Origin of the sequence: Emticicia sp. BO119 (assembly GCF_013912375.1) — a bacterium.
Lineage (GTDB): Bacteria > Bacteroidota > Bacteroidia > Cytophagales > Spirosomataceae > Emticicia.
This window is the reverse complement of record NZ_JACETV010000002.1, coordinates 1,023,591-1,045,480: the sequence shown is the minus strand read 5'-3', so window position 1 is coordinate 1,045,480 and position 21,890 is coordinate 1,023,591. Positions and strand designations below refer to the sequence as shown.

Annotated in this window: 18 protein-coding genes and 1 pseudogene; 11 read left to right on the top strand and 8 right to left on the bottom strand. The window is 37.7% G+C overall.

Annotated elements, in window-relative coordinates; translation table 11 throughout:
* The first annotated feature begins 10 nt into the window (after positions 1-10).
* The 4 genes and pseudogenes from H1R81_RS27710 (at position 11) to H1R81_RS11110 (ending at position 5,208) form a co-directional block, all read left to right on the top strand.
* Positions 11-742, top strand: a complete 732-nt coding sequence (locus H1R81_RS27710) for a tail fiber protein (protein WP_310588068.1) — start codon at positions 11-13, stop codon at positions 740-742.
* A 562-nt stretch (positions 743-1,304) separates the two neighbouring features.
* A pseudogene (locus H1R81_RS27455) lies at positions 1,305-1,532 on the top strand (phage tail protein); the annotation flags it as partial.
* A 26-nt stretch (positions 1,533-1,558) separates the two neighbouring features.
* Positions 1,559-3,241, top strand: a complete 1,683-nt coding sequence (locus H1R81_RS11115) for a S8 family serine peptidase (RefSeq protein ID WP_181840778.1) — start codon at positions 1,559-1,561, stop codon at positions 3,239-3,241.
* 65 nt (positions 3,242-3,306) lie between these two features.
* The gene (locus tag H1R81_RS11110) at positions 3,307-5,208 is read left to right on the top strand and encodes an AAA domain-containing protein (RefSeq protein WP_181840777.1); all 1,902 of its coding nucleotides are present in this window, start codon (positions 3,307-3,309) and stop codon (positions 5,206-5,208) included.
* Between the two features lie 128 nt (positions 5,209-5,336).
* On the opposite strand, the gene H1R81_RS11105 is transcribed toward H1R81_RS11110, so the two are convergent.
* Positions 5,337-6,275, bottom strand: coding sequence for a LysR substrate-binding domain-containing protein (locus H1R81_RS11105; protein ID WP_181840776.1), 939 nt, complete (start codon positions 6,273-6,275; stop codon positions 5,337-5,339).
* Positions 6,276-6,550: 275 nt separating this feature from the next.
* Between H1R81_RS11105 and H1R81_RS11100 the strand changes: the two genes are divergently transcribed.
* Both H1R81_RS11100 and H1R81_RS11095 read left to right on the top strand, forming a co-directional pair.
* On the top strand, positions 6,551-8,908 hold the full coding sequence (locus H1R81_RS11100; protein WP_181840775.1) for an ABC transporter permease: 2,358 nt from the start codon (positions 6,551-6,553) through the stop codon (positions 8,906-8,908).
* Positions 8,909-9,000: 92 nt separating this feature from the next.
* A complete protein-coding gene (locus H1R81_RS11095; RefSeq protein WP_181840774.1) occupies positions 9,001-9,300 on the top strand; it encodes a hypothetical protein in 300 nt (99 codons plus the stop codon).
* Positions 9,301-9,400: 100 nt separating this feature from the next.
* Here H1R81_RS11095 and H1R81_RS11090 read toward each other — a convergent pair whose 3' ends face one another.
* Positions 9,401-10,477, bottom strand: a complete 1,077-nt coding sequence (locus H1R81_RS11090) for an AI-2E family transporter (protein WP_181840773.1) — start codon at positions 10,475-10,477, stop codon at positions 9,401-9,403.
* Between the two features lie 124 nt (positions 10,478-10,601).
* Here H1R81_RS11090 and H1R81_RS11085 point away from each other — a divergent pair, with 124 nt between their 5' ends.
* Entirely contained in the window at positions 10,602-11,438 is an 837-nt protein-coding gene (locus H1R81_RS11085; RefSeq protein ID WP_181840772.1) for a hypothetical protein, read from the top strand.
* Positions 11,439-11,454: 16 nt separating this feature from the next.
* On the opposite strand, the gene H1R81_RS11080 is transcribed toward H1R81_RS11085, so the two are convergent.
* Both H1R81_RS11080 and H1R81_RS11075 read right to left on the bottom strand, forming a co-directional pair.
* Positions 11,455-12,111: a DUF1361 domain-containing protein gene (locus tag H1R81_RS11080; protein WP_181840771.1), complete on the bottom strand. Its 657-nt coding sequence runs from the start codon at positions 12,109-12,111 to the stop codon at positions 11,455-11,457.
* A 50-nt stretch (positions 12,112-12,161) separates the two neighbouring features.
* Positions 12,162-12,470, bottom strand: coding sequence for a hypothetical protein (locus tag H1R81_RS11075; protein ID WP_181840770.1), 309 nt, complete (start codon positions 12,468-12,470; stop codon positions 12,162-12,164).
* A 161-nt stretch (positions 12,471-12,631) separates the two neighbouring features.
* Here H1R81_RS11075 and H1R81_RS11070 point away from each other — a divergent pair, with 161 nt between their 5' ends.
* Entirely contained in the window at positions 12,632-13,924 is a 1,293-nt protein-coding gene (locus H1R81_RS11070) for a sterol desaturase family protein (protein ID WP_181840769.1), read from the top strand.
* A 72-nt stretch (positions 13,925-13,996) separates the two neighbouring features.
* Here H1R81_RS11070 and H1R81_RS11065 read toward each other — a convergent pair whose 3' ends face one another.
* Positions 13,997-14,914 (bottom strand): patatin-like phospholipase family protein, encoded by a 918-nt coding sequence (locus H1R81_RS11065; protein WP_181840768.1) that lies wholly within the window; start codon positions 14,912-14,914, stop codon positions 13,997-13,999.
* A 306-nt stretch (positions 14,915-15,220) separates the two neighbouring features.
* On the opposite strand from H1R81_RS11065, the gene H1R81_RS11060 reads away from it, so the two are divergent.
* Both H1R81_RS11060 and H1R81_RS11055 read left to right on the top strand, forming a co-directional pair.
* Positions 15,221-16,195 (top strand): polyprenyl synthetase family protein, encoded by a 975-nt coding sequence (locus H1R81_RS11060; RefSeq protein WP_181840767.1) that lies wholly within the window; start codon positions 15,221-15,223, stop codon positions 16,193-16,195.
* A 226-nt stretch (positions 16,196-16,421) separates the two neighbouring features.
* Positions 16,422-17,270, top strand: coding sequence for a serine hydrolase (locus H1R81_RS11055; protein WP_181840766.1), 849 nt, complete (start codon positions 16,422-16,424; stop codon positions 17,268-17,270).
* Between the two features lie 4 nt (positions 17,271-17,274).
* Here the strand turns inward: H1R81_RS11055 and H1R81_RS11050 are convergent, their stop codons facing one another.
* Entirely contained in the window at positions 17,275-17,730 is a 456-nt protein-coding gene (locus H1R81_RS11050; protein ID WP_229251095.1) for a beta-carotene hydroxylase, read from the bottom strand.
* Between the two features lie 164 nt (positions 17,731-17,894).
* Between H1R81_RS11050 and pafA the strand changes: the two genes are divergently transcribed.
* Entirely contained in the window at positions 17,895-19,526 is a 1,632-nt protein-coding gene (gene pafA / locus H1R81_RS11045; protein ID WP_181840765.1) for an alkaline phosphatase PafA, read from the top strand.
* A gap of 58 nt (positions 19,527-19,584) precedes the next feature.
* Here pafA and H1R81_RS11040 read toward each other — a convergent pair whose 3' ends face one another.
* A complete protein-coding gene (locus H1R81_RS11040; protein WP_181840764.1) occupies positions 19,585-20,649 on the bottom strand; it encodes a serine hydrolase in 1,065 nt (354 codons plus the stop codon).
* 54 nt (positions 20,650-20,703) lie between these two features.
* Positions 20,704-21,798, bottom strand: a complete 1,095-nt coding sequence (locus H1R81_RS11035; RefSeq protein WP_181840763.1) for an AraC family transcriptional regulator — start codon at positions 21,796-21,798, stop codon at positions 20,704-20,706.
* Positions 21,799-21,890 lie beyond the last annotated feature (92 nt).

Below are 21,890 nucleotides of genomic sequence, written 5' to 3'. Positions count from 1 at the left end.
AACTCATATCATGAAAAAACACCTACAATTAGCTCTTACTGGTTTAGTGCTTTTCTTTTGCTCAATTATGATTGTTAATGCTCAATCTGCGACTATTACATCTGATGGTGTACTTGTACCTAAAATTTCGCTTACTTACCAGTTAAGCTCTCCCGACCCTATTGTTAATCCGACTGAAGGTCTTTTGATCTTTAATATAGGAGATAACCAGCCTAAAGGCTTTTATTATTGGAATGGGGATGCCTGGCAAACATTAAATACTGCAATACTCACGGCAACGGCTCCATTGAGTATATACACAAATAACGTTCAATTGAACGCAGGTACAAGTGTCGGCGATTTACTAACCTGGAATGGGTATAACTGGATTAATACTAATCCTAACCCTTCTGAAGACTCAAAGATACGCCAACCCTACACTGCCGTGAATTTTTGTATTGCTTTACAAGGGATATTTCCCTCAAGAAATGGAGATTCACCGTTTTTAGCTGAGATAGCCATGTTTGGGTTCGGATTTGAACCTCGCGGCTGGGCCTATTGCGATGGAAGGCTCATGAATATTGCCCAAAATACTGCGCTTTTTTCTTTATTAGGTACTACTTATGGAGGTGATGGAAGAACAACTTTCGGACTACCTGACTTAAGAGGGAGAAACCCTGTGCACTATGGTGCCGGCAATGGCCTAACCCCAATATCCTTAGGTGAGATGGGTGGAAAAGAAACAATATCCAATAAATACTGAAAACTATAAAAAAATAGCCTGTTTTATCTCAATTTTTAAAACATACTTATGAATTAGTAGGTTTTAATACTGATATTTTTCTAAAAAAAAGAATATCTTTGATGAGTTATAAAACTTAAAATTACAGGCTATGAAAAAAATTATACCTGGATTGATAGCAATCCTATGCATCAGCCAGTTAGTCAGTGCCCAGTCTGCCGCTATTGTACCTGATGGTGTACTTGTACCTAAAATCACCTTAACAGCCGATTTAAACTCTGCCAGTCCGATTATCAGCCCGGCAGAAGGACAGTTAATTTTTAACACCGGTGCTAATCAGAAAAAAGGATTTTATTACTGGACAGGTTCAGCTTGGCAGTTCTTAAACCCGATTAACGCAGGAACAAGCTCTGGACAGCTTTTAACATGGAATGGGAATAATTGGGTAAATACAAGCCCGAACCCGAGTACTATTACGGCTTTAAACAATCTACAGCCTTATCTGGCTGTTAATATATGTATTGCTTTACAAGGAATTTTTCCATCAAGAGATGGTGCTGAACCTTACATAGGTGAAATTACTATCTATGGTTTCAATTTTGCCCCCAGAGGCTGGGCAATGTGCAACGGGCAGTTACTTTCAATTGCACAGAACACTGCTCTTTTTTCTTTGTTAGGCACTACCTATGGAGGAAATGGGCAGACAACCTTTGCCTTGCCGAATTTGCAGGGAAGAGTGCCTATCCATTTTGGACAAGGGGCTGGTTTAAGCCCTTATTTCATAGGACAGCAAGGAGGGGTTGAATCGCATATTTTCAATAACAGGTACTAAAAACAATGAGCAAATATTTTCTTAAAGCCTGTTTTATTTTACAGGCTTTTTTTTCTCCTATACTATTCGGGTTTGGTCAAAGCAGTAAAAATGACTGGGTCTGGAAACAGATAGGAATCTCGTCAGAGTTCAGATTATTAAACCCTAAAAAAGAGCTTGTTATTGCTATTATAGATGACGCATTTGACCTTAACAACTCATTTCTTAAAAATTACTTCTATAAAAATCCTAAGGAAATTCCCGGAAACTCTATTGATGATGATAAAAATGGTAAAACTGATGATATAATCGGTTGGGATTTTTCTGACAACGATAATAATGTCAATCCACCTGTTCAGAATATCCAACGTTTTTCACATGGTACTAAAGTAGCGGGTATTCTTATTCAAACTTTGCAAAAGCTCTGTGTCCAGACTTCATCCTTTAAAATTATACCGATTAAAACATCATCAGAATATAAACAAAGCAATTATATCATTGATGGGTATGCCGGAATTAATTATGCTTTAGAACAAAAAGCCGATATTATTATTACGTGTTGGAGCGGAGGTTTATTTGATGTAGAAAAAGAAGATATTTTAAAAAGAACTCAGAGTCAAGGTGTTATCCTGATTGGTTCTGCAGGCAATTTTTATGCTGATAAAGCGCTGATGCCCTCGGCTTTTCCGTGGGTAATTGCAGTAGCAGCTACAGACAAAAAAAAGCATAAATACTCAGTATCAAATTATGGCAGCTTTGTAGATATTTCTGCGCCTTCTGATTCAATTGCCACTACCTACCCTTCTGATACAGAGTTTAACAACTATCTATCAGCAACTTCAGCAGCCACACCGATTGTTGGCGGTGTAGTGGCTGCTTTTATGGCTGCTTATCCTGACCTGCAAGCACAGGATGTTGACCGCCTTCTGAAGAATACAGCCGAACCTATCGAACAATACAATTCTTTGTATCATGGTAAACTAGGGGCAGGCTTAGTCAATGTCTTAAATCTTAAAAACTATCTCGAAAGTCAGGAGTTACCAAAACGTTTTTCACAAACCAAAGGTTATCTCCCATTATGGCAAAAAGGAGAGAAAACATTATCGTTTACAATTACTCCCACAGGTAAATATCCTACGTACAATCTTATTTTGTCAAAAACCTTATTTACCAAAAGTAATATCAATGTTTCACTTTTTCAGGATAAACAAAGAAAAGACACTATACTGACGGCCACACAGTTATCTCAACCATATACTTTCAGAGCTGACTCATTTCAGATAAATTTTGCGACTAAATCTTTTAAAGGCAAAAATACTTACCTCTATTACGAAGCACAGCCTATTGATTCGAGCGGTTTATATTGCAGAGATAAAATTATTATATCAGGCGAAGAGGGGTATATTGAGGACGGTAGCGGGGCAGAAAATTATGCTAACCGTTGCAGTTGTCAATGGTTGATTGAAGTGCCTAAAGGCAAGAAAATCAGAATCAATTTTGAAGAGTTTGACACAGAAGCCAAAATAGACCAGGTATATTTCTTTGCCGAAGATGGTACAGAAAGTACTATTTTAGCTATTTTCAGTGGCTCTGATATTCCGCCTGTTATTACCAGTTGGTACAATAAGGTATTAGTATGGTTTGTTACCAACGAATCTGACAGCAGTAAAGGCTGGAAACTACACTATAAAGCTGTTGATGATAAATAGTGTTTTTCGCTTTTACTATTGCTCCCTTTTCTACAAAGTGCATTTTTTAGTTGTACCTTTGCGAGATGAATTATTTCAAAAAATTATTAGACTTACTCAGAATTGAGCGGGAAGAAGACCACAATCAATATAGAAAACTCACTGAACAAAGCTCTGTATCCGAACGCAGAGCCAATGGATTAAGCTGGTATCCGATTGCCATCAGAGGAATGGAGATGAGCAGGGGTGATTACCTGACTGTTGAAGTAGAACGCACTACCCATCAGGACATTTCGCATCAATTAAGAACCGGAATGCCCGCTGTGCTTTTCAGTAACCATGATGCGAAGAATGACCGGGTAGAAGGTACAATATCTTTCCAGAATAATAATCGACTGAAAATTACACTAAGAACCGATGAGCTCCCGGAATGGAGTCGTGAAGGGAAATTAGGGATAGACGTTCTTTTTGATGATAATAGCTATGATGAAATGCAAGATGCCCTTAAGCAGGCATCAGCCATTGCAGAAAAGAATGAAGGCCAATTAGTTAATATTTTAATTGGCGAAAAAGCTCCTGGTTTCCATACTGAAAAGCCTCAGTTCTTTGTCAGAAATCTGAATGAATCGCAGACAGGGGCAGTTGAGAAAATTTTACAGGCCAATGATTTGGTTATTGTACATGGTCCTCCGGGTACAGGAAAAACCACTACTCTGGTACAAGCTATCAAAGCCTTAATTAACAAGGAACATAAGCAGGTGTTGGTAGTAGCTCCAAGTAATACAGCCGTTGATTTATTGAGTGAGAAATTACATTTGGAAGGGCTGAATGTAGTGAGAGTGGGCAATCCGGCCAAAGTAACCGAACGATTGATGTCATTGACGCTGGATAGTAAAATGACTGACCATCCTTTGATGAAAGAAGCGAAAAGGCTGAAAAAACAGGCGCAGGAGTATAAAAATATGGCGCATAAGTATAAGCGTAATTTCGGGAAGTCTGAACGAGACCAGCGCAAATTACTCTTTGATGAGGCCCATAAGATTATGAAAGAAGTGGGCAATTCGGAGCAATATATTATAGATGATATAGTTGCCAAAGCACAGGTAATCACAGCTACATTGGTAGGCTCGAATAACTACACCATCAGAAATCTGAAATTTCAAACGGTGATTATTGATGAGGGCGGACAAGCTCTTGAACCTGCCTGCTGGATACCTATCCTGAAAGCGGAGAAGGTAGTTCTGGCAGGAGATCACTGCCAACTTCCCCCTACCATTAAATCAACCGAAGCCGCCAGAGAAGGGCTTGCCACTACCCTGCTTGAAAAATTAGTTGCTCTTTACCCCGAAGCCGTGGTATTATTAGAAGAGCAATACCGCATGAATGAGCAGATAATGGGGTTTTCGTCACGGATTTTTTATGAAAACCGTTTGAAAGCCAATGCTGCCGTAGCTAAACATCTATTGTTTGATAAAGATACACCTATAGCATTTATAGATACGGCTGGTTGCAGCTTTGATGAAAAATTAGCAGGAACAAGTACAACAAACCCGGAAGAAGCTATTTTTTTATTTAAGCATCTGAGTCTATTAGTTGCAGAGCTTAAAAAACATTATAAGCCCGAAACTTTCCCGACCATAGCTATTATTTCACCTTACAAAGAGCAAATTAATCTACTCCAATCAGAATTAGGGCATTCGCCTGATTTAAAGGAATATCTTTCTAAAATTTCAGTAAACACCATCGATAGTTTCCAGGGGCAGGAGCGAGATATTGTGTATATCAGCATGACCAGAAGTAATAGCGAGGGTAATATCGGTTTCCTTTCAGATATAAGACGCATGAATGTAGCTATGACCCGTGCCAAAAAGAAATTAGTCATTATCGGTGATAGTGCGACCTTAGCCTCTTTTCCGTTTTATGCCGATTTCATTACCTATGCAGAACAATTGAATACCTACCAGAGTGCATGGGAGTTTATGGAATAATTGAGTGAATGAGTGAGTTAGTGATTATTTTAATAACGAATTAGTGAATAGCGAATTAGCGAATAAATTAATAATAAGTTAGTTTTGATTCGCTAATTCACTAATTCGCCATTCAAGATTAATCACTCTTATATCTCCACGACAAACTGCTCCATAGGTCTTTCGGGTATAAACTTTGCTACGGCTTCTTTTATTTCCCGTTTCAGCACCTCGAGCAATTTGGTTTTGATAAAATGCCGATAGGTAACCAGACTGATTTCACGTACGGGTACAGGCAACATAAATTCGCGGACCTGGTTTTTCCTTTTATCATCAAAATTAATCATCGCTAATTCCGGGATAACGGTAATTCCTTTATTAATTTCAACTATCTTCAATAAAGACTCTATACTCCCCGCTTCATACTCTAAATTGCCCAGATCAGTATTTTTCTTCCGTAGCTCACATAAATTCATCATTTGTGAGCGTAGACAATGCCCTTCTTCCAGTAGCCATAAACGATTTACATCAATATCTTCAGGCAGGATATATTTTTTATTGAGTGTCTCTTCATTGTCTGAAACAAAAGCTACCAATTTTTCATAAAACAAAGGATACTCTTTCATACCTTCTGCTGCTATAGGCGTGGCTAAGATACCTACATCTATCAAATCATTGCTCAACTGCTCAATAATCTGATTCGTATTTAATTCACTGATTCTGATTTTTACCTGTGGGTATTTTTTTAGCAAATCGTATAAGAATAATGGCAGCAGATAGGGGGCTAAAGTAGGGATAATGCCTATGCGCAGTTGCCCCTGCACTTCATTTTTGACAGCCTTGGCCACTTCTTTTAAATACCCTGTTTCTCTTAAAACTACCTGTGCCTGTGCAATAATTTTCCGGCCTATATCTGTGGGGACTACCGGTTGTTTACTTCTATCGAAGATGATTACCTCTAATTCCTCTTCTAATTTCTTAATCATCATGCTGAGCGTTGCCTGTGTGACAAAGCAGGAATCAGCGGCTTTCAGGAAGTGGCGGTGTTTATCAACAGCCACTATATATTCTAATTGCTGTAAATTCAAGATTCATAGATTTTATCTATACAAAAGTAATAATTATAAATTTGACCGAAGAAATTATCCGGTTATATTGTTTATTATTTCTGAAATTCTCAAGCAAGTTAATCATACCCGACTCTGACTAAAAAATGCTTGTCCATAATTGAACAAAAAGTGTCCAAAAACGGACAACATATCTTTTATCTATAATACATAACACCTTAAAAATCAAGCACTTAACCTTTTTGGCATAAGGTTTGTCGATAGATATATAAAGACCTGTTTCTCAATACAAAATTATGATAAGTAACTACTTAAAAATTGCATGGCGGAATTTGTGGAAAAACAAAACTTTCAGCCTGCTCAACATTCTGGGTTTAGCTTTGGGTATGGCTTGCAGCCTTTTGATTATGCTCTGGCTGCAAGATGAAATCAAGAAAGATAAGTTTCATCAAAATGGTGCGAGGTTGTACAGAGTAATGGAAAACCAGTTTTATGCCGGAGAAACCGTTACCTATGCTTCGACCCCTGGTATTTTATCTCAGCACATTACGAAGGATATTCCCGAAATTGAGATGGCAAGCCAGATGCTTTGGGAAGAAGCCCCATTGTTTACTGTTGGTGATAAGTTTGAGAAAGAAAAAGGCCGCTATGTGAACGGCGACTTTCTGAATATGTTTACGTTTGAATTAGAGAAAGGTGATGCCCGAACAGCCCTTAAACGTCCTGACGGTGTAGTAATCTCTAAAAAATTAGCCGATAAGTATTTCCCTAATCAAGACCCTCTTGGCAAAATTATCAGGGTAGATAACCGCGATGATGTGATGGTAACGGGCGTGTTGAAAGAGATTACAGAACAGTCATCACTTAAATTCGACTTCCTGATGAGCTATGAGCGTTGGTTGAAAACCAATGACTGGGCCAAAGAATGGGGCAACAACGGGCCTCGTTGCTATGTAATGCTCAATAAAAACGCTTCTTTAGACAAAGTAAATGCTAAAATAAAAGGGTATATCAAGACCAAAAATAAAGATAGTAATGTAGAATTGTTTATACAGCCTTATGAAGACGTATATCTTTACTCTAATTACAAGGCGGGTATTCAGGATGGTGGTAGAATAGATTACGTGAAAATGTTTACTATCATTGCCATTTTCATTTTGGTAATTGCCTGTATTAACTTTATGAATCTGGCTACTGCCCGTTCTATCAAAAGAGCCAAAGAGGTGGGTGTAAGAAAAGTAGTAGGTGCTGTACGTTACTCATTAGTAGCGCAGTTCTTAGGCGAATCTTTGATTATCGCTTTCCTAAGTCTGATTTTTGCTATTTTCATTGTTTTCTTAATGTTGCCTGCGTTTAATACGCTTACAGAAAAGCATTTAAGTCTTGATTTCACCGACCCGATGTTCCTGTTAATCCTTTTAGGTTTAACTGTGGTAACAGGCTTTGTGGCAGGTAGCTATCCTGCGCTGTTTATGTCGTCTCTGAGACCGGTGGTTGTATTGAAAGGTGCCTTGAAATTTAAACCAAGTGCTACATTTTTCCGTAAAGGTTTAGTTGTTTTTCAGTTTGCGCTTTCTATTATGCTTATTGTAGGTATGATGGTTGTATATCGTCAGATAGAATTTATTCAAAGCAAAAACTTAGGTTTCGACCGTGAGAATATGTTATATATGCCATTAGAGGGTGATTTGTCAAAAACTTTCCTTTCGTTTAAGCAGGAATTGACTAATATGCCAGGCATTAAATCAGTAACCTGCTCACAGGCAGACCCATTGCAGGTGGGAAGTTCGACCCAAGGTGTAAACTGGCCCGGAAAAGATACAACCAAAATTATTTTATTCTCACAAAACCCTGTTTCTTACGATTACCTGACTACCATGGGAATTAAGTTGAAAGGTGGCAGAGATTTCTCTCCTGCTTTTAGTACTGATACCACTAACTATGTAATCAACGAAGAAGCGGCAAAGAAAATGGGTATGAAAGACCCGGTGGGAAAAGAAATGACTATGTGGGGAAGAAAGGGAACAATTATTGGCTTAGTAAAAAGTTTTCATATTAATTCTTTACACGAAAGCATTCCTCCATTGATTCTTAATATGCAGAGAGGCAAAGAAAACTGGGGACAAGTGATTGTGCGTACACAAGCCGGACAAACCAAGGAAGCTATTGCAAGTATGGAAAAGGCTTTCAAAAAGTTTAATCCTCGTTTTCCGTTTTCGTATAGATTTACTGATCAGGAGTTTGCGGCCCAGTATAAAGGTGAAAACGTGGTGAGTAAATTAGCCAATTACTTTGCGTTCTTAGCCATTTTTATTTCTTGTTTAGGCTTGTTTGGTTTAGCCATGTTTACTGCCGAACAACGTACCAAAGAAATTGGGGTCAGAAAAGTATTAGGGGCAAGTGTGGTAAATATTACGGCAATGTTATCAAAAGACTTCCTGAAATTAGTATTGATTTCGGCCGTGATCGCATTCCCGTTAGCGTGGTATCTGATGAAAAACTGGTTGCAGAAATACGCTTATCGTATCGAAATCCAATGGTGGTTTTTCTTATTGGCAGGTATTTTAGCCGTTTTGATTGCTTTACTAACCGTAAGCTATCAATCTATCAAAGCAGCATTAATGAATCCTATAAAATCTCTTAAAACGGAGTGATAGCATGGGGCAAAGGGCAAGGGGCAGGGAGTCCAAAACTCTAAACCCTATGCTCCGCGCCCTCTGCCCTATGCTCCATAAACCAACGAAGCATGGCCCATATAGCTATCCCGATTCCGTCGCTTCCGGGTAAGCAGGAAATCGAAATCGAAGTTACCATTAATGGTTTAAAGCAACAGTTACATTACCGGGTTGAGTTATTCTATTGGGATGAATGTGAGTTCCCGACAGTTGACCGCGCCGAATGTATCCGAAACATGTTGTCGAGGTATGATCAGGATTGGACGCTGTATTATATCGGCTCTCCTACTGAGGCGTTTGTACCTATCACCTTTGTAAAAAGAGCAGATTTGCCTTTACAAAGAAAACTAACAACCGGTGTAGAGTTATGATAAGATAATTTTACTACGATCGATTAACCTTAATTACAACTGAGATCTTATTAATGCTTCCTTTTATAGATCTATAAAAGGAAGCTTGTTTTTATTTTCGCTATCCTCTTCGTTTTTTCACATCAACATGGTCGGCATCTCCAATTAAAAAGCCATAAGGCCGTAATCCTTCAATTGAATCAAAAATCACTTTTATAATAGCCGTAATAGGCAGAGCTAATACCAATCCTGAAAGACCCCACAGATTTCCAAAGATAATTAAAGCAATAATGGCTGCCATTGAATTGATACTTACCTTAGAACCTACCACATAAGGAGTAATAAAATTACCCTCTAAGAATTGAACTCCGCCAAACAATGCACCTACCCCAACCGCATACCATGCTGAGTCTTTTGTTATTAGGGCAAACAAAATAGGCAGTAACGAACCGATAGCTACCCCAATATAAGGGATAAGTACCAGGATAGCTGCAAAAAAACCAAAGAAAAAAGCATGGTCTATACCTAAAATAAGCAAGCCTAAAGTATTGAGGATACCTATGATGCCAATGACAATAATCAACCCTACAACATAATTAACTACTACATCTTTTACTTTTTTCAGAACCACATCTACCCGATGGTTACTGACGGGCTTTAAAGCTTTATAGAAAAATACTCTGATAAAGTCACGGTAAAGCAACAGTAAAAAAACATACAGAGGTATTAATGTCAGATTCCCCAATAATCCGGTAGTGGTAGAAAGGGTATTGGTGATAAGGTCGCTGTTATTTTTCAGAAATTCGGTCAGATATTTTTGCCCCTCTATCCGTTGTTTGGTACGGCTGATGTGAAAAGTGTCACGAATTAAAAACTGAACATTTCTATACCATTTTTCGGCTTTTTCTGTTAGTTGCGGCAATACCTCTTCCAGATCCATTATCTGAATGTAGATAATATAAAAGAACAGGGTCACAAACCCCAGCGTCAATAAAATGGCCAACGTAATAGCCAACCAACGAGGCCAGCCATACTTTTCTAAAAACTGTGAGACAGGTACCAGTAATAAGGCGAATATGCCGGAAAAAGTGAGCGGAATCAGCAAATCTTTCAGGATATACATTCCGTAAATAACTATAACCAATGAAACAAGCACGTATGCCAGACGGGCATAAAAGGGCTGTTGGCGTGGTAGCATAAGAATAGGTTAGAAATAATTAGAGAGTATTTATAAGTACCTGTTTTCAAACAACTCAAAATTAATTAACTTGTTGCTAAATTCAAATTTTCAGAAAACGATTTGAAAAATCTATACATTATTCATGTTTTTGTATAAAATTTATATGCTGTTGTTTTCGATGAAAATTGCTGTTTGCAATTGTCATTCTGAAATAAGTAAAAGTGGTTTCCAGAAACCTGCAACCCAGTACACTATCAGTAAAACAGGTCGCCTGCCTGTGTGTATTAACGAAAATTCTGGCCTCGCCCCTGCATGGCAGGAAAATTACTACTGGACACATAATGACGGCGGAGGAAATACTGAGCTCTATATGATTGACAACAGAGGCTATATTTTTGATACTCTTTTTGTAAACGACTCACAGAATATTGATTGGGAGGAATTAACCAAAGATGATCAGGGGTATATTTACATTGGTGATTTTGGCAATAATAGTCAGGCTCGCCAGGACCTTTGCATTTATAAATATAAAAATAATACCACAGAAAAAATTACTTTCCGTTATACTGACCAGACAGAGTTTCCGGCACAAAAAAGAGTGTTCGATTGCGAGGCATTTTTCTGGTATAAAGGCAATCTCTATCTATTCTCAAAAGACTGGTCAAACAACCATCAGAGCAAACTCTATGTAATGCCAGATAAAGCAGGCGATTATACTGTCAGCCCAACAGATAGTATCTTCCTGAAAAGCCCGGTAACAGCTGCCGATATAAGCCCGGACGGAAAAGAGTTTGCTTTGCTATCTTATGGTAAAATTTTCACTTTTGAAATTTCAGGCGATAAAATCGATTTTTCTAAACCAAAATCGTGTATAAAGATTGGACGCAGCCAGATGGAAGCCTTAAACTACATAAATAATACCGATTTTATTATGACTAATGAGCAGCGGAAGATTTATACAGTGGTACGAAATAAATAGGAAATTATAACCAACTCTATGCACGTTTCAATTCAGTATTTTGAGGATGCCCGAAATTGCGGAAAGCCACATAAAAGCCTAAAATAACAAAGGCATAAGTGAATGTCAGCTTAAATGCCATAGGGTTTTTGAACTGGTGTAGAACCCTGCCTGCAAACCATATTGGTTCCCTTAGTAAATCCCAGCTATTCAGACGGCAGTATCTACCTAAATAAATACCAAACCCTAATAGAATAAGACTTCCTACTACTACGCTCCATGATTGAATTTTACCAAGCATTACTTCCAGAACCTGATGAACAATGCTTAAAGAACTCAGTCCAATCAATAAACCTGTGATGGCAAAAGTAAAAATCAATAGGCTATCGAACCAGAGGATATTCTGAGAGTAACCTTTCAGGTGCAATAAATCGGTAATGATATACGGGGCATTCGGGAAAAACAATAGCCACAAGAAAAGGATACCATAAGTTGCTGGCAGAAAATTTTGCTTTAATGCTTTATAAGCCACCTGCGCCAATAAGAGAGGAATCCATGCCAAAAAGAGATTATATAGCAAAAAGCTATATTTCATATCATCTTTCAGAATGATACGAGCAATAATGAAAATACTGCATAAGGCTGAAAGAGAAATCAGGCCTTTTGTTGTGCGGTTGATAGTGATAGTAAGCATAGTATTAGAGAAACTTTTATAAGAATCTTTTCAAATTACCTGATTTACAATTATACCCCTGCTCCTTTTCTCTTCCACCACTTCAATAAAGGATTGGCTATTAAAGCTATCATGAGAACAAAAACTATTTGCAGAAACATAAAGATTAATATCCCGAATAAAAAGCCTACACCTTTTTCATCATGCCATATATACTGATCTAAATAATATATTCTCCATATCCCTGCAATAAAAAGCAGTAAGTTAAGTAATACAAATATCCAGTAGTAATTTTTCTGCACTTCGGCAAGGTGCTTAGCAGAAAAATGGATACAAATGATTAACACCAATATTAGCACAGCAATAATTGTCAGAATCATAGTCAAAGTTGTTATATATGGGTTTAACTATTTTTTAATTTGATAGTATCAGACATCTAATCTAACACTAAAAATTGATAACGATTCGTTTCAATAAAAAACTTTAAAATTTCTTGGAATATTACTAACTTGCATCACAAATATTATGCAAGCATACTATAATGGAAACCTACGGCAAAATCCTTAACATTGCAATGCCCATATTTCTGGGCTTAGTATTGTTAGAAAAACTTTACGGCTGGTTCACTAAGAAAGAGCCTTTCAAAACAATGGATATGCTTTCGAGCATGACCTCAGGTTATACAAACATCATCAAAGATGTATTGGGTTTGAGTGTATCATTGCTCACTTATGCCTATATGGTGAAACACTGGGCTATTTACAAAGTAGAGTCTACTGTTTGGGTATATATCATAGCCTTTATAGCTTTAGATTTCTCGGGCTATTGGGTGCATCGGATGAGCCATCAGATTAACTTTTTCTGGAACAAACACGCCATTCATCATAGTAGTGAAGAGTTTAATCTGGCCTGTGCTTTGCGGCAAAGTATTTCTACCTTTGTTAATCTCTTTACCGTTTTCTTATTGCCTGCGGCATTGTTAGGGGTTGATGGAAAGGTGATAGCCACGGTAGCTCCTTTGCATTTATTTGCCCAGTTCTGGTATCATACGGTATATATCCGCCGTATGGGTTTTCTTGAAAAAATCATAGTTACACCTGCTCACCATAGAGTACACCACGCTATTAATCCTGAGTATATAGACAAGAATCATTCACAGATATTCATTATCTGGGACAAACTCTTCGGCACTTTTCAGGATGAATTACCCAATGTTCCACCTGTTTATGGTATCACTCGTCCTGCAAGCACATGGAATCCTATCAAAATCAATTTCCAACACCTGTGGTTATTGCTAAAAGATGCTTACCGAACTAACAGCTGGCGAGATAAGCTGCGTATCTGGTTTATGCCCACAGGTTGGAGACCTGCCGATGTGATTGATAAATATCCGGTACATAAAATTGATGACCCCTACCATTTTGAGAAATACGCCCCAAAGGCATCTTTGTTGATGCAGGTATGGATATGGGTACAGTTCCTGTCTACTTTTGCTTTGGTTAGCTATTTCTTTGCTAACCTTGCCAGTATCGGTAGTCCGAATATATTTATCTATGGTGGTTTTATCTTCCTGATTGTTTTCAGCTATACAGAACTGATGGACAGAAATCCTTATGCGCTATTGTATGAAACATTGAAGAATATCATCGGTTTGTTTATGATTTACCAGATGGGAGACTGGTTTGGTATCAGTGCTAAATTGCCGTGGGCAACAGCGGCTATTGCGGCTTATTTTATTCTATCTACTTTGGTAACAGCCTATTTTGTATGGTTTGATATTCGGAAAGATAGCATTGTAAAAGAAATTGTTTTTTCCGAGGTGGCGCATTCATAGGTACATAATTATAAAAAAAGGTGGCCGCAAATGCTTATTTGTGGCCACCTTTTTTTATATATCGACAATTTCCTACACTCTCTCAAACAATTTCTTATAAGCATGTTCATAGCCTTGTTTGATTACCTCTCTGATATCGTTTGAATCAAAATCTGTCAGTTCCAGATGAATAGGCTCCTCAGGACGTATAATTGTCAGATTAATTTTTCTGGCTAATTTAAACGAGCCTATGCTCATATAATTTTCTGCATAGTTTTCTGCCCACTCAATATCACTGTTCTCAAACTGATTCACCGTAATATCTTTCACACGCTCTATCAGGCTCAGAAAACTTCTGTAATTAAAATGCTCCATAGGACGGTGCTTGGGGTGTGTTGCAATACAATATATCTCGGTTGCGCCATCTTTAATAGCTTTTTTTACTGGTACTACTTCTCTTAAACCGCCGTCCATATAAGCCTCACGGTGGTCGCCGCCAATTTGTATGGCAGGCATAATGAAAGGCAGAGAGCTACTTGCCCGCAGATAATCCAGAAAATATTGCTCAAGAGGATCGGCATAACGCATTTCGCCTGTATTGATATTCACAGCCCCAACTTTCAGATAGATAGGGCTTCGGCGAAGCATATTCACATTAAGGTATTTTCTTAGTTTATCGTGTAATGGATTGGTGTCTATCAATCCATCAAAACGACTCATAATAGTATCAATACCTAAAGAGAATCTTGATTTCAGAATACCTATATCCGAAGGTTTGGTGATATTCTCAAGCCAGAATCGTAATAGTTTCTTATTTACTGTATCCCAGTCAATTTCGCCTTTCTCCACAAATTGTATCCCTGCTTCGTTTACCATAAAACTGGCATTTAATGCCCCTGCAGAAATACCATAAATCATTTCGGGTTTAAATCCTGTTTCTAAAACTGCCTGAATTGCACCTACCTGCCACGCTCCTTTAAGTGAGCCACCGCCCAAAACTAATGCCTTCATGTATAATGGTTAAAATTGAATTAGCGAATTAGGGAATAATTCATAAATTTTCAAATATATCGTCCAAAATTAAATTTGCCTATCAATCTAATCAGTTTTATATTTGAAGTAAAATTAAAAACAATAAGACTCGTCGGCTTGAATAATTTTATTGATTGATGCCAGGAATTAAAAATTAAGACAATTATTAGTTTTTTTTGGATAAAACCACTAAGATTTACACAATTTACTTAATTCTGCATTAAAAATCAGATTTCGGTCGTAACATTGTACCATCAGAGTAAGCTATCACTTACTCACTTCTTCATGTCTTTGAATATAAAGCAAATACAGGCTCCTATTGAGCAGGAATTGAAGGTTTTTGAGAAAAAATTTCGTCAGTCAATGAAAACTGATGTAATGCTGCTCGACCAGATAATGAGTTATATTGTACACCGGAAAGGGAAACAGGTGCGTCCGATGTTTGTTTTTCTGATGGCAGGTACATTAGGCACTATCAGTGAGTCTACCCATAGAGGTGCTGCCATGATAGAGTTGCTACATACGGCCACTTTAGTACATGACGACGTAGTTGACGACTCTAATTATCGTAGGGGTTTCTTCTCAATCAATGCGCTCTGGAAAAATAAAATAGCTGTATTGGTAGGTGATTATCTGCTGTCACGCGGCTTATTGTTAAGTGTTAATAATAAAGAATTTCAGTTACTCGAAATTATGTCGACGGCCGTGAAGGAGATGAGTGAAGGAGAGCTTTTACAGATGGAAAAAGCACGCAGGCTCGACATAACTGAAGATTTATACTATGAGGTAATCCGCCAGAAAACAGCTTCCTTGATTGCTTCCTGTTGTGCTGTGGGTGCAGCTTCGGTAGGTGCTGACGAAACAGTTGTGGTAAAATGTAAGCTTTTAGGAGAGAAAATAGGCATGGCATTTCAGATAAAAGATGATTTGTTTGATTATGGTGATGCTGAAATCGGTAAACCTACAGGTATTGATATTAAGGAGAAAAAAATGACGCTACCACTTATTTATGCCTTGAATCATGCTACCTGGTCTGAAAAAAGAAATATCATTAATTTAATAAAAAATCACTCAGAAAACCCGAAAAAGGTGGAAGAAGTGATTACCTTTGTAAAACGCTCAGGTGGTATTCAATATACAACCGAAATAATGAAACGCTACGTAGACGAAGCCAAAGAGATTTTGTTTACTTTCCCCGATTCTATTTTCCGCCAATCTTTACATGATTTGATTCAATTTACGATTGAACGAACTAAATAAATAGAATATTCAGAATCAACTATTTGTTCTATTTATACAATTAAAGCAATACGTGCAATTCTTACAAAACAACCAATTAAGAGCATACATATTGAATGTTCAGTAAATTTCCATAATCCAATTCATACAACTTAACCTGGATAAATAAAACATTCAATACATATCTATATTCTAATACATACAATTAAATCTAAAAATATAATATATTTTAAATTTTCAAAATAAAATGAAAATATATTTATCATTACTCCTACTCACTATTTATTCTGTAATTTCTTTCGGACAAAATGCCCCCAGAAGAATTGATGCGCTAAGAATAACTGATTATATATCCCGGCTTCCTTCCGCTATTAAGATTACTATGGCTGTAGAAGGCGTGTCTGGTGAAGAATTCTTTAGCTATCGCCCTACTGTCAGAGTTCCATCGGCAAGTGTCATAAAAATTCCTATTCTGCTGGAATTGATGGAGAAAGTAAAAGTAAAGCAAATAGATTTAGAAAAAATCTATACTTTACAGGCATCTGATAAGGCCGGAGGATCGGGTGTAATTGCCAATATGCCTGAAGGCAAGAAATTTACTATCCGTGAATTAGCTCAGGAAATGATACGCTCAAGCGATAATACAGCTACCAATATTCTGATCAGAGCAGTTGGAATGGATGCCGTAAATCAAAATTTAATGCGCCTGGGTAGTACAAAAACCCGCCTGAATCGTATTATGATGGATACAATGGCTGTAAAACAAGGGCGTGAGAATTATGTAAATACTGTAGAGATCAATGATTTATTACGAAAAATCTACAATAAAGAAGTAGCCACACCAGCCTTGTGTGAGGAGATGATTGAAATATTGAAAAACTGTGGTGATACTACCACTATACCACGCAATTTGCCTAAAGATGTAGTAATTGCTCATAAAACCGGAGGGTTAACTTATGTTCGTGGCGATGCAGCAATTATTTACACCCCAAAACCTTTCATTGTTTCTATCTTTGTTGAGGGCTTTAAAGAAGAAACCACTGCCGAAAGAATTATTGGGGAGTTAGCAGAAATCTGTTGGGAAAATCTGAAATAGGCAATTACTCTCTTTTCTTGGGGTCGTATTTCTGAGGTGCATACAAAAAACCAAACGCCTCTGCCCCATCTTTGGTATGTACCCGATGATGCACATAGTGCGCATTCATGATTCGTTTCAGGTATTTGTTTTTAGCCACAAACTTTATTTTTACTCTGCGGTGCACAATAATATCATGAAAAATAAAATAAGCTACACCATAGCAGGTAACTCCGGTGCCAATCCAGGTCAGAAACCAGAAATCAGAATTAATATTCCCATAAATAATACTTGAAGCCGCTATGATACTAAATACTACAGCATAATAATCATTTCTCTCAAAGAAACCTTTGTGGTGTTGATGGTGGTCTTTATGCCAGTTCCAGCCAAAACCATGCATAATATATTTATGGGCAAACCATGCCATAAATTCCATAAAACAGAAGGTACCTATTACAATCAGGGCTTTTAATAAAAACATTTTAGTGCTTAGATATAAGGTTTAAATCTATGAAATCGTCTAACTTGTCTTCTTAACACAAAATTAGCATGGATTGTTTGATTTTGCTTGAAGAAGATTCCTAATTTTGAATCCTGTTTTTCTTTGTAACACCAATACTCTTTTATAAACAAAAATTATTCACAATGAAACGTCTTACCTATCTTCTACTCTTATTGAGCCTCCCGATTTTTGCACAAAAAACGCAAAAGGCTTCTGCACCTGCAAAACCTAAACTGGTTTTAGGTATTATGGTCGACCAGATGCGTTATGATTATCTAACGCGCTACTATGATAAATACAGTGCGGGTGGCTTTAAGAGATTGATGAATCAGGGTTTTAACTGCCGCAATAACCATTATCATTATGCCAGCACAATTACAGGCCCCGGCCATGCGGCTGTTTATACAGGTTCTGTTCCGGCGGTGAATGGTATCATAGGTAATGATTGGTTTGACCGTTTTTTAGGTAGAACGGTCTATGTAGCTGAAGATACAACCGTAACGGCCGTAGGAACCGACATAGCAGGCACCGAGGGAAAACGCTCCCCTGTAAACATGAAAACCACAACTATTACCGACCAATTAAGGTTAGCTACTCATTTCAAGTCTAAGGTAATTGGTATAGCCGCTAAAGACCGTGGAGGTATTCTACCAGCCGGGCATTCAGCCAATGCTGCATATTGGTTCGATGGAAAATCAGGAAACTGGATTACAAGTACTTATTATATGCAGGAATTACCCCAATGGGTTAAAGATTTCAATGCCAAAAAATTGCCTGACTATTATAAAACTCAAAAATGGGAAACCCTCCTGCCTATTGCTCAATATACTGAAAGCGATGAAGATAATCAGGAATATGAAAACGTAATGCCCGGCGAAAAACTACCTGTATTTCCGCATTCAATTACAAGTAATTCAGCCATTCTTACTTCGCCGTTTGGCAATAATATGACCAAAGAAATTGCTTTGGCAGCCTTAAAAAATGAAAAAATGGGGCAAGGAGCTTTTACTGATTTCTTATGTGTAAGTTTCTCATCTCCAGACTATGTTGGTCATGCTACCGGAACACGTTCTATCGAAGTAGAGGATACTTATTTACGTCTTGACCGTGATATTGAAGAAATTCTGAATCATTTGGATGCTACTTTAGGCAAAGGCACTTACACCGTTTTCTTAACAGCCGACCACGCTGCTGCTGATATACCTGCTTTTTTAAACAAAAACAAATTGCCTGGCGGTGTCTGGATGGGTGCAAAAGAAGTAAATTACCTGAACGGCCAGATGGTAGAGAAATATGGTGCAGGTAAATGGATATTATCTACTGATAATTATCAGATTACCATGAACCGCGAATTGATGAAGAAAAACAAGGTGGAAATGAACGAAGTATTTAAACTGGTACAAGATGAACTTCTTTCCATGGGTTCTCCGGTGTATCAGGTAGTTAATTTCCATGATATGGCTAATACGGTAATTCCACCATTCTATAAAACACTCATTGAAAATGTGTATAACCCAAAACGTAGCGGTGATTTTATGGTCTTATTAGAGCCGGGCTGGTTTCATAGCGGAAGCAAGAAAGGTACAACTCATGGCACCATGTGGCAATATGACCGCCACGTACCGCTATTGTGGTATGGCTGGAATATTCCGGCAGGTGAAACAACTCAACAAACGTATATTGCCGATATTGCAGCTACTTTAGCTGCCTTGCTTAAAATACAGGAGCCCAGCGGTTGTATAGGCACCCCGATTGCACCGATATTCAAGAAATAGGGAATTAAGTACTTAATTGAAAATGTTCATCAGAACAATTCTGATGAACATTTTCTTTTTACAAACACGCCTCAATCATCAGATGATGTAAATCCTGGTGGTGTTGCCTTGAAGCTTGCTTTCCTCTCCACATAAATAATCCTTGTTGCAGGAGTGCTCGCCCTGTATCGTTTCTTGAAACTACTACCAATCTGTTTTTGCGATCAACAATCATAAATTGTCCACCCCAGCCTGATGCCCAGAAAGTTCCTTCGTCTGTATCATTGAGCCATAAGTAAGCATAGTGGTCAAAAGGTTCATTATTCCTATCTTCTGAGTATGGATAAGTACTATCTGCTACCCATTTAGCCGAAACAATGGTTTTACCTTTCCATTTGCCATCATTTAACATTAATATACCGATACGAGCCAGATCTTCCGCTGTCATAAAAATGATATATTGTTTATGTTCTGAATAATCCGGTTGCCTATAAATCACATAATCTGCCTTGAATTTCTTCATACCCAAAGGCTTAGCCAGCCATTCTTCAATTGCTTCACCAATGCTTAAGTGAGTTTGCTGCTCAAAAATGGTTCCTAAGACATTAAAACCCCAGTTGTTATAGTAAAAAAACTCTCCCGGCTTGTGCATACCTCGCTGCGGGCGAGCGGCTTTCATTTCTTTGGTTTCTCCTGCTGCTTCAATATAAATGCCGGAACGGGACATCAATAAATCTCTTACTGTACAAGTCTTTTCAATAGCTGTCAAAGGAGCTTTAATATCATCAATCTTTAATTCTGCCAACGTTTGATTCAGTTGAATTAACCCTTTATCGATAGCTATTCCGTATAAGACACTCATGATACTCTTACGCGCCGAATGGGTCATGATAGGCAAATGAATATCACCCCACGAAGCCAGCAAACTATCATTTTTTACAGCAATAAAAGCATCATACTCTGTTTTGTCTTTCAGAAACTGATAGGCTTGATAGATTTTTTCAGGATTTTCAGGATGGGTAATAGCCGGCAGTGGCTGATAGGTTTTATTGGCGCTATTCCAGAATTTAGGCGAGCATGATACAATAGCCGCAGCACTTGCCAATAAGGCGATAAGGATCATAACTTTTGTTTGCTTTTTCATGATTATCTTTTGTTTTTTCAGCAAAGAAAAGCTGCCTGTATGCGATGAATCCTCTCAAAAAGGCTTTTGAGAGTTATTTTTGTGAAGAAAATCTTTAGGAGATTGTCCTGTAATAGTTTTAAAAACCCGATAAAAGCTTGCTTCAGAATTAAAACCAGACTCTAAGGCTATTCCCAGGATAGAAAGATGCTTGTAATCTTGAGTAAGCAGGCGGTGTTTTACCTCCTCTACCCTTTTTTCATTAATAAAGTTTCTGAAATTCTGCTGGAACTCTTCGTTAATTACTGCCGAAAGCACTCCCTCACTGACCCCAATTTGCTTTGCTAAAGCACTTAGATTCAGTTCAGCATCCAGATATACTTTCTCCTGATTGATTGCCTTAAATAATTGCTCTTTAACAGTCAAAATTTGTTTTGTGCTCAAAGAAACCGTTGAACGTTTTTCAGCCTGAAAAGCCACTTCAAAATCTTTTTGCTGATAACCCACAAATCCTAAATAATAAACCAGGACAGCCAGATAAAAATAGAAAAACTGCCACTGGATAAAATGCTTTGAACCCAAATTGTAAAAGATTTCCAGGGGAATATTAATCATCAGAATAGCCACTAAAATTCCCATAGCGATCAATACATTGCGCAACCAGTTGTAGGCGGGATAAGAAGCATTAGATATATTTGTGTTCAGCCATTGCTTGTACGCCTGTATTTGCCTGAAACTTAACACCCAATAAACAATACCTGAGACTACCGATAAAACATCTTCAAATTCTTTAATGAGATTATAATATAGCCCTTCGGCTAATTGGTCTTTTATAGTAATATCATTTGTTTGCAGGGCTACTATATATACCCAGATAGCATGGCACATAAATACAACCATTGGCAAAAAATGAAGAGAGGTATTTCCTTTTAACTGATAGTTCTTTTGGGTAAGAGATAGAGTGTACAAATAGAAAAGCGGTTGAATCAATAAATCGAAAGCTAAAGGAAGATAACGCCACTGGGGTTTCTGCCAGAGCTCTAATGTGTGAATCAATATCTTAAAACTTAAAACTATAAAGGTTAGCAGAATAAAGGCTAACAGGATTTTATTAGTTCTGGCAGGTTTGTGTAACAATAGTAACATAGCACAAATAAACCCTTGTGCCATGCCTAATATAACGATTATGTCGAAAATTTGCAGGTTGATATTTTGTCTCCGTTTTAATTATTTTGTAAAGGTTTTTCAATCGAAGGAGTACT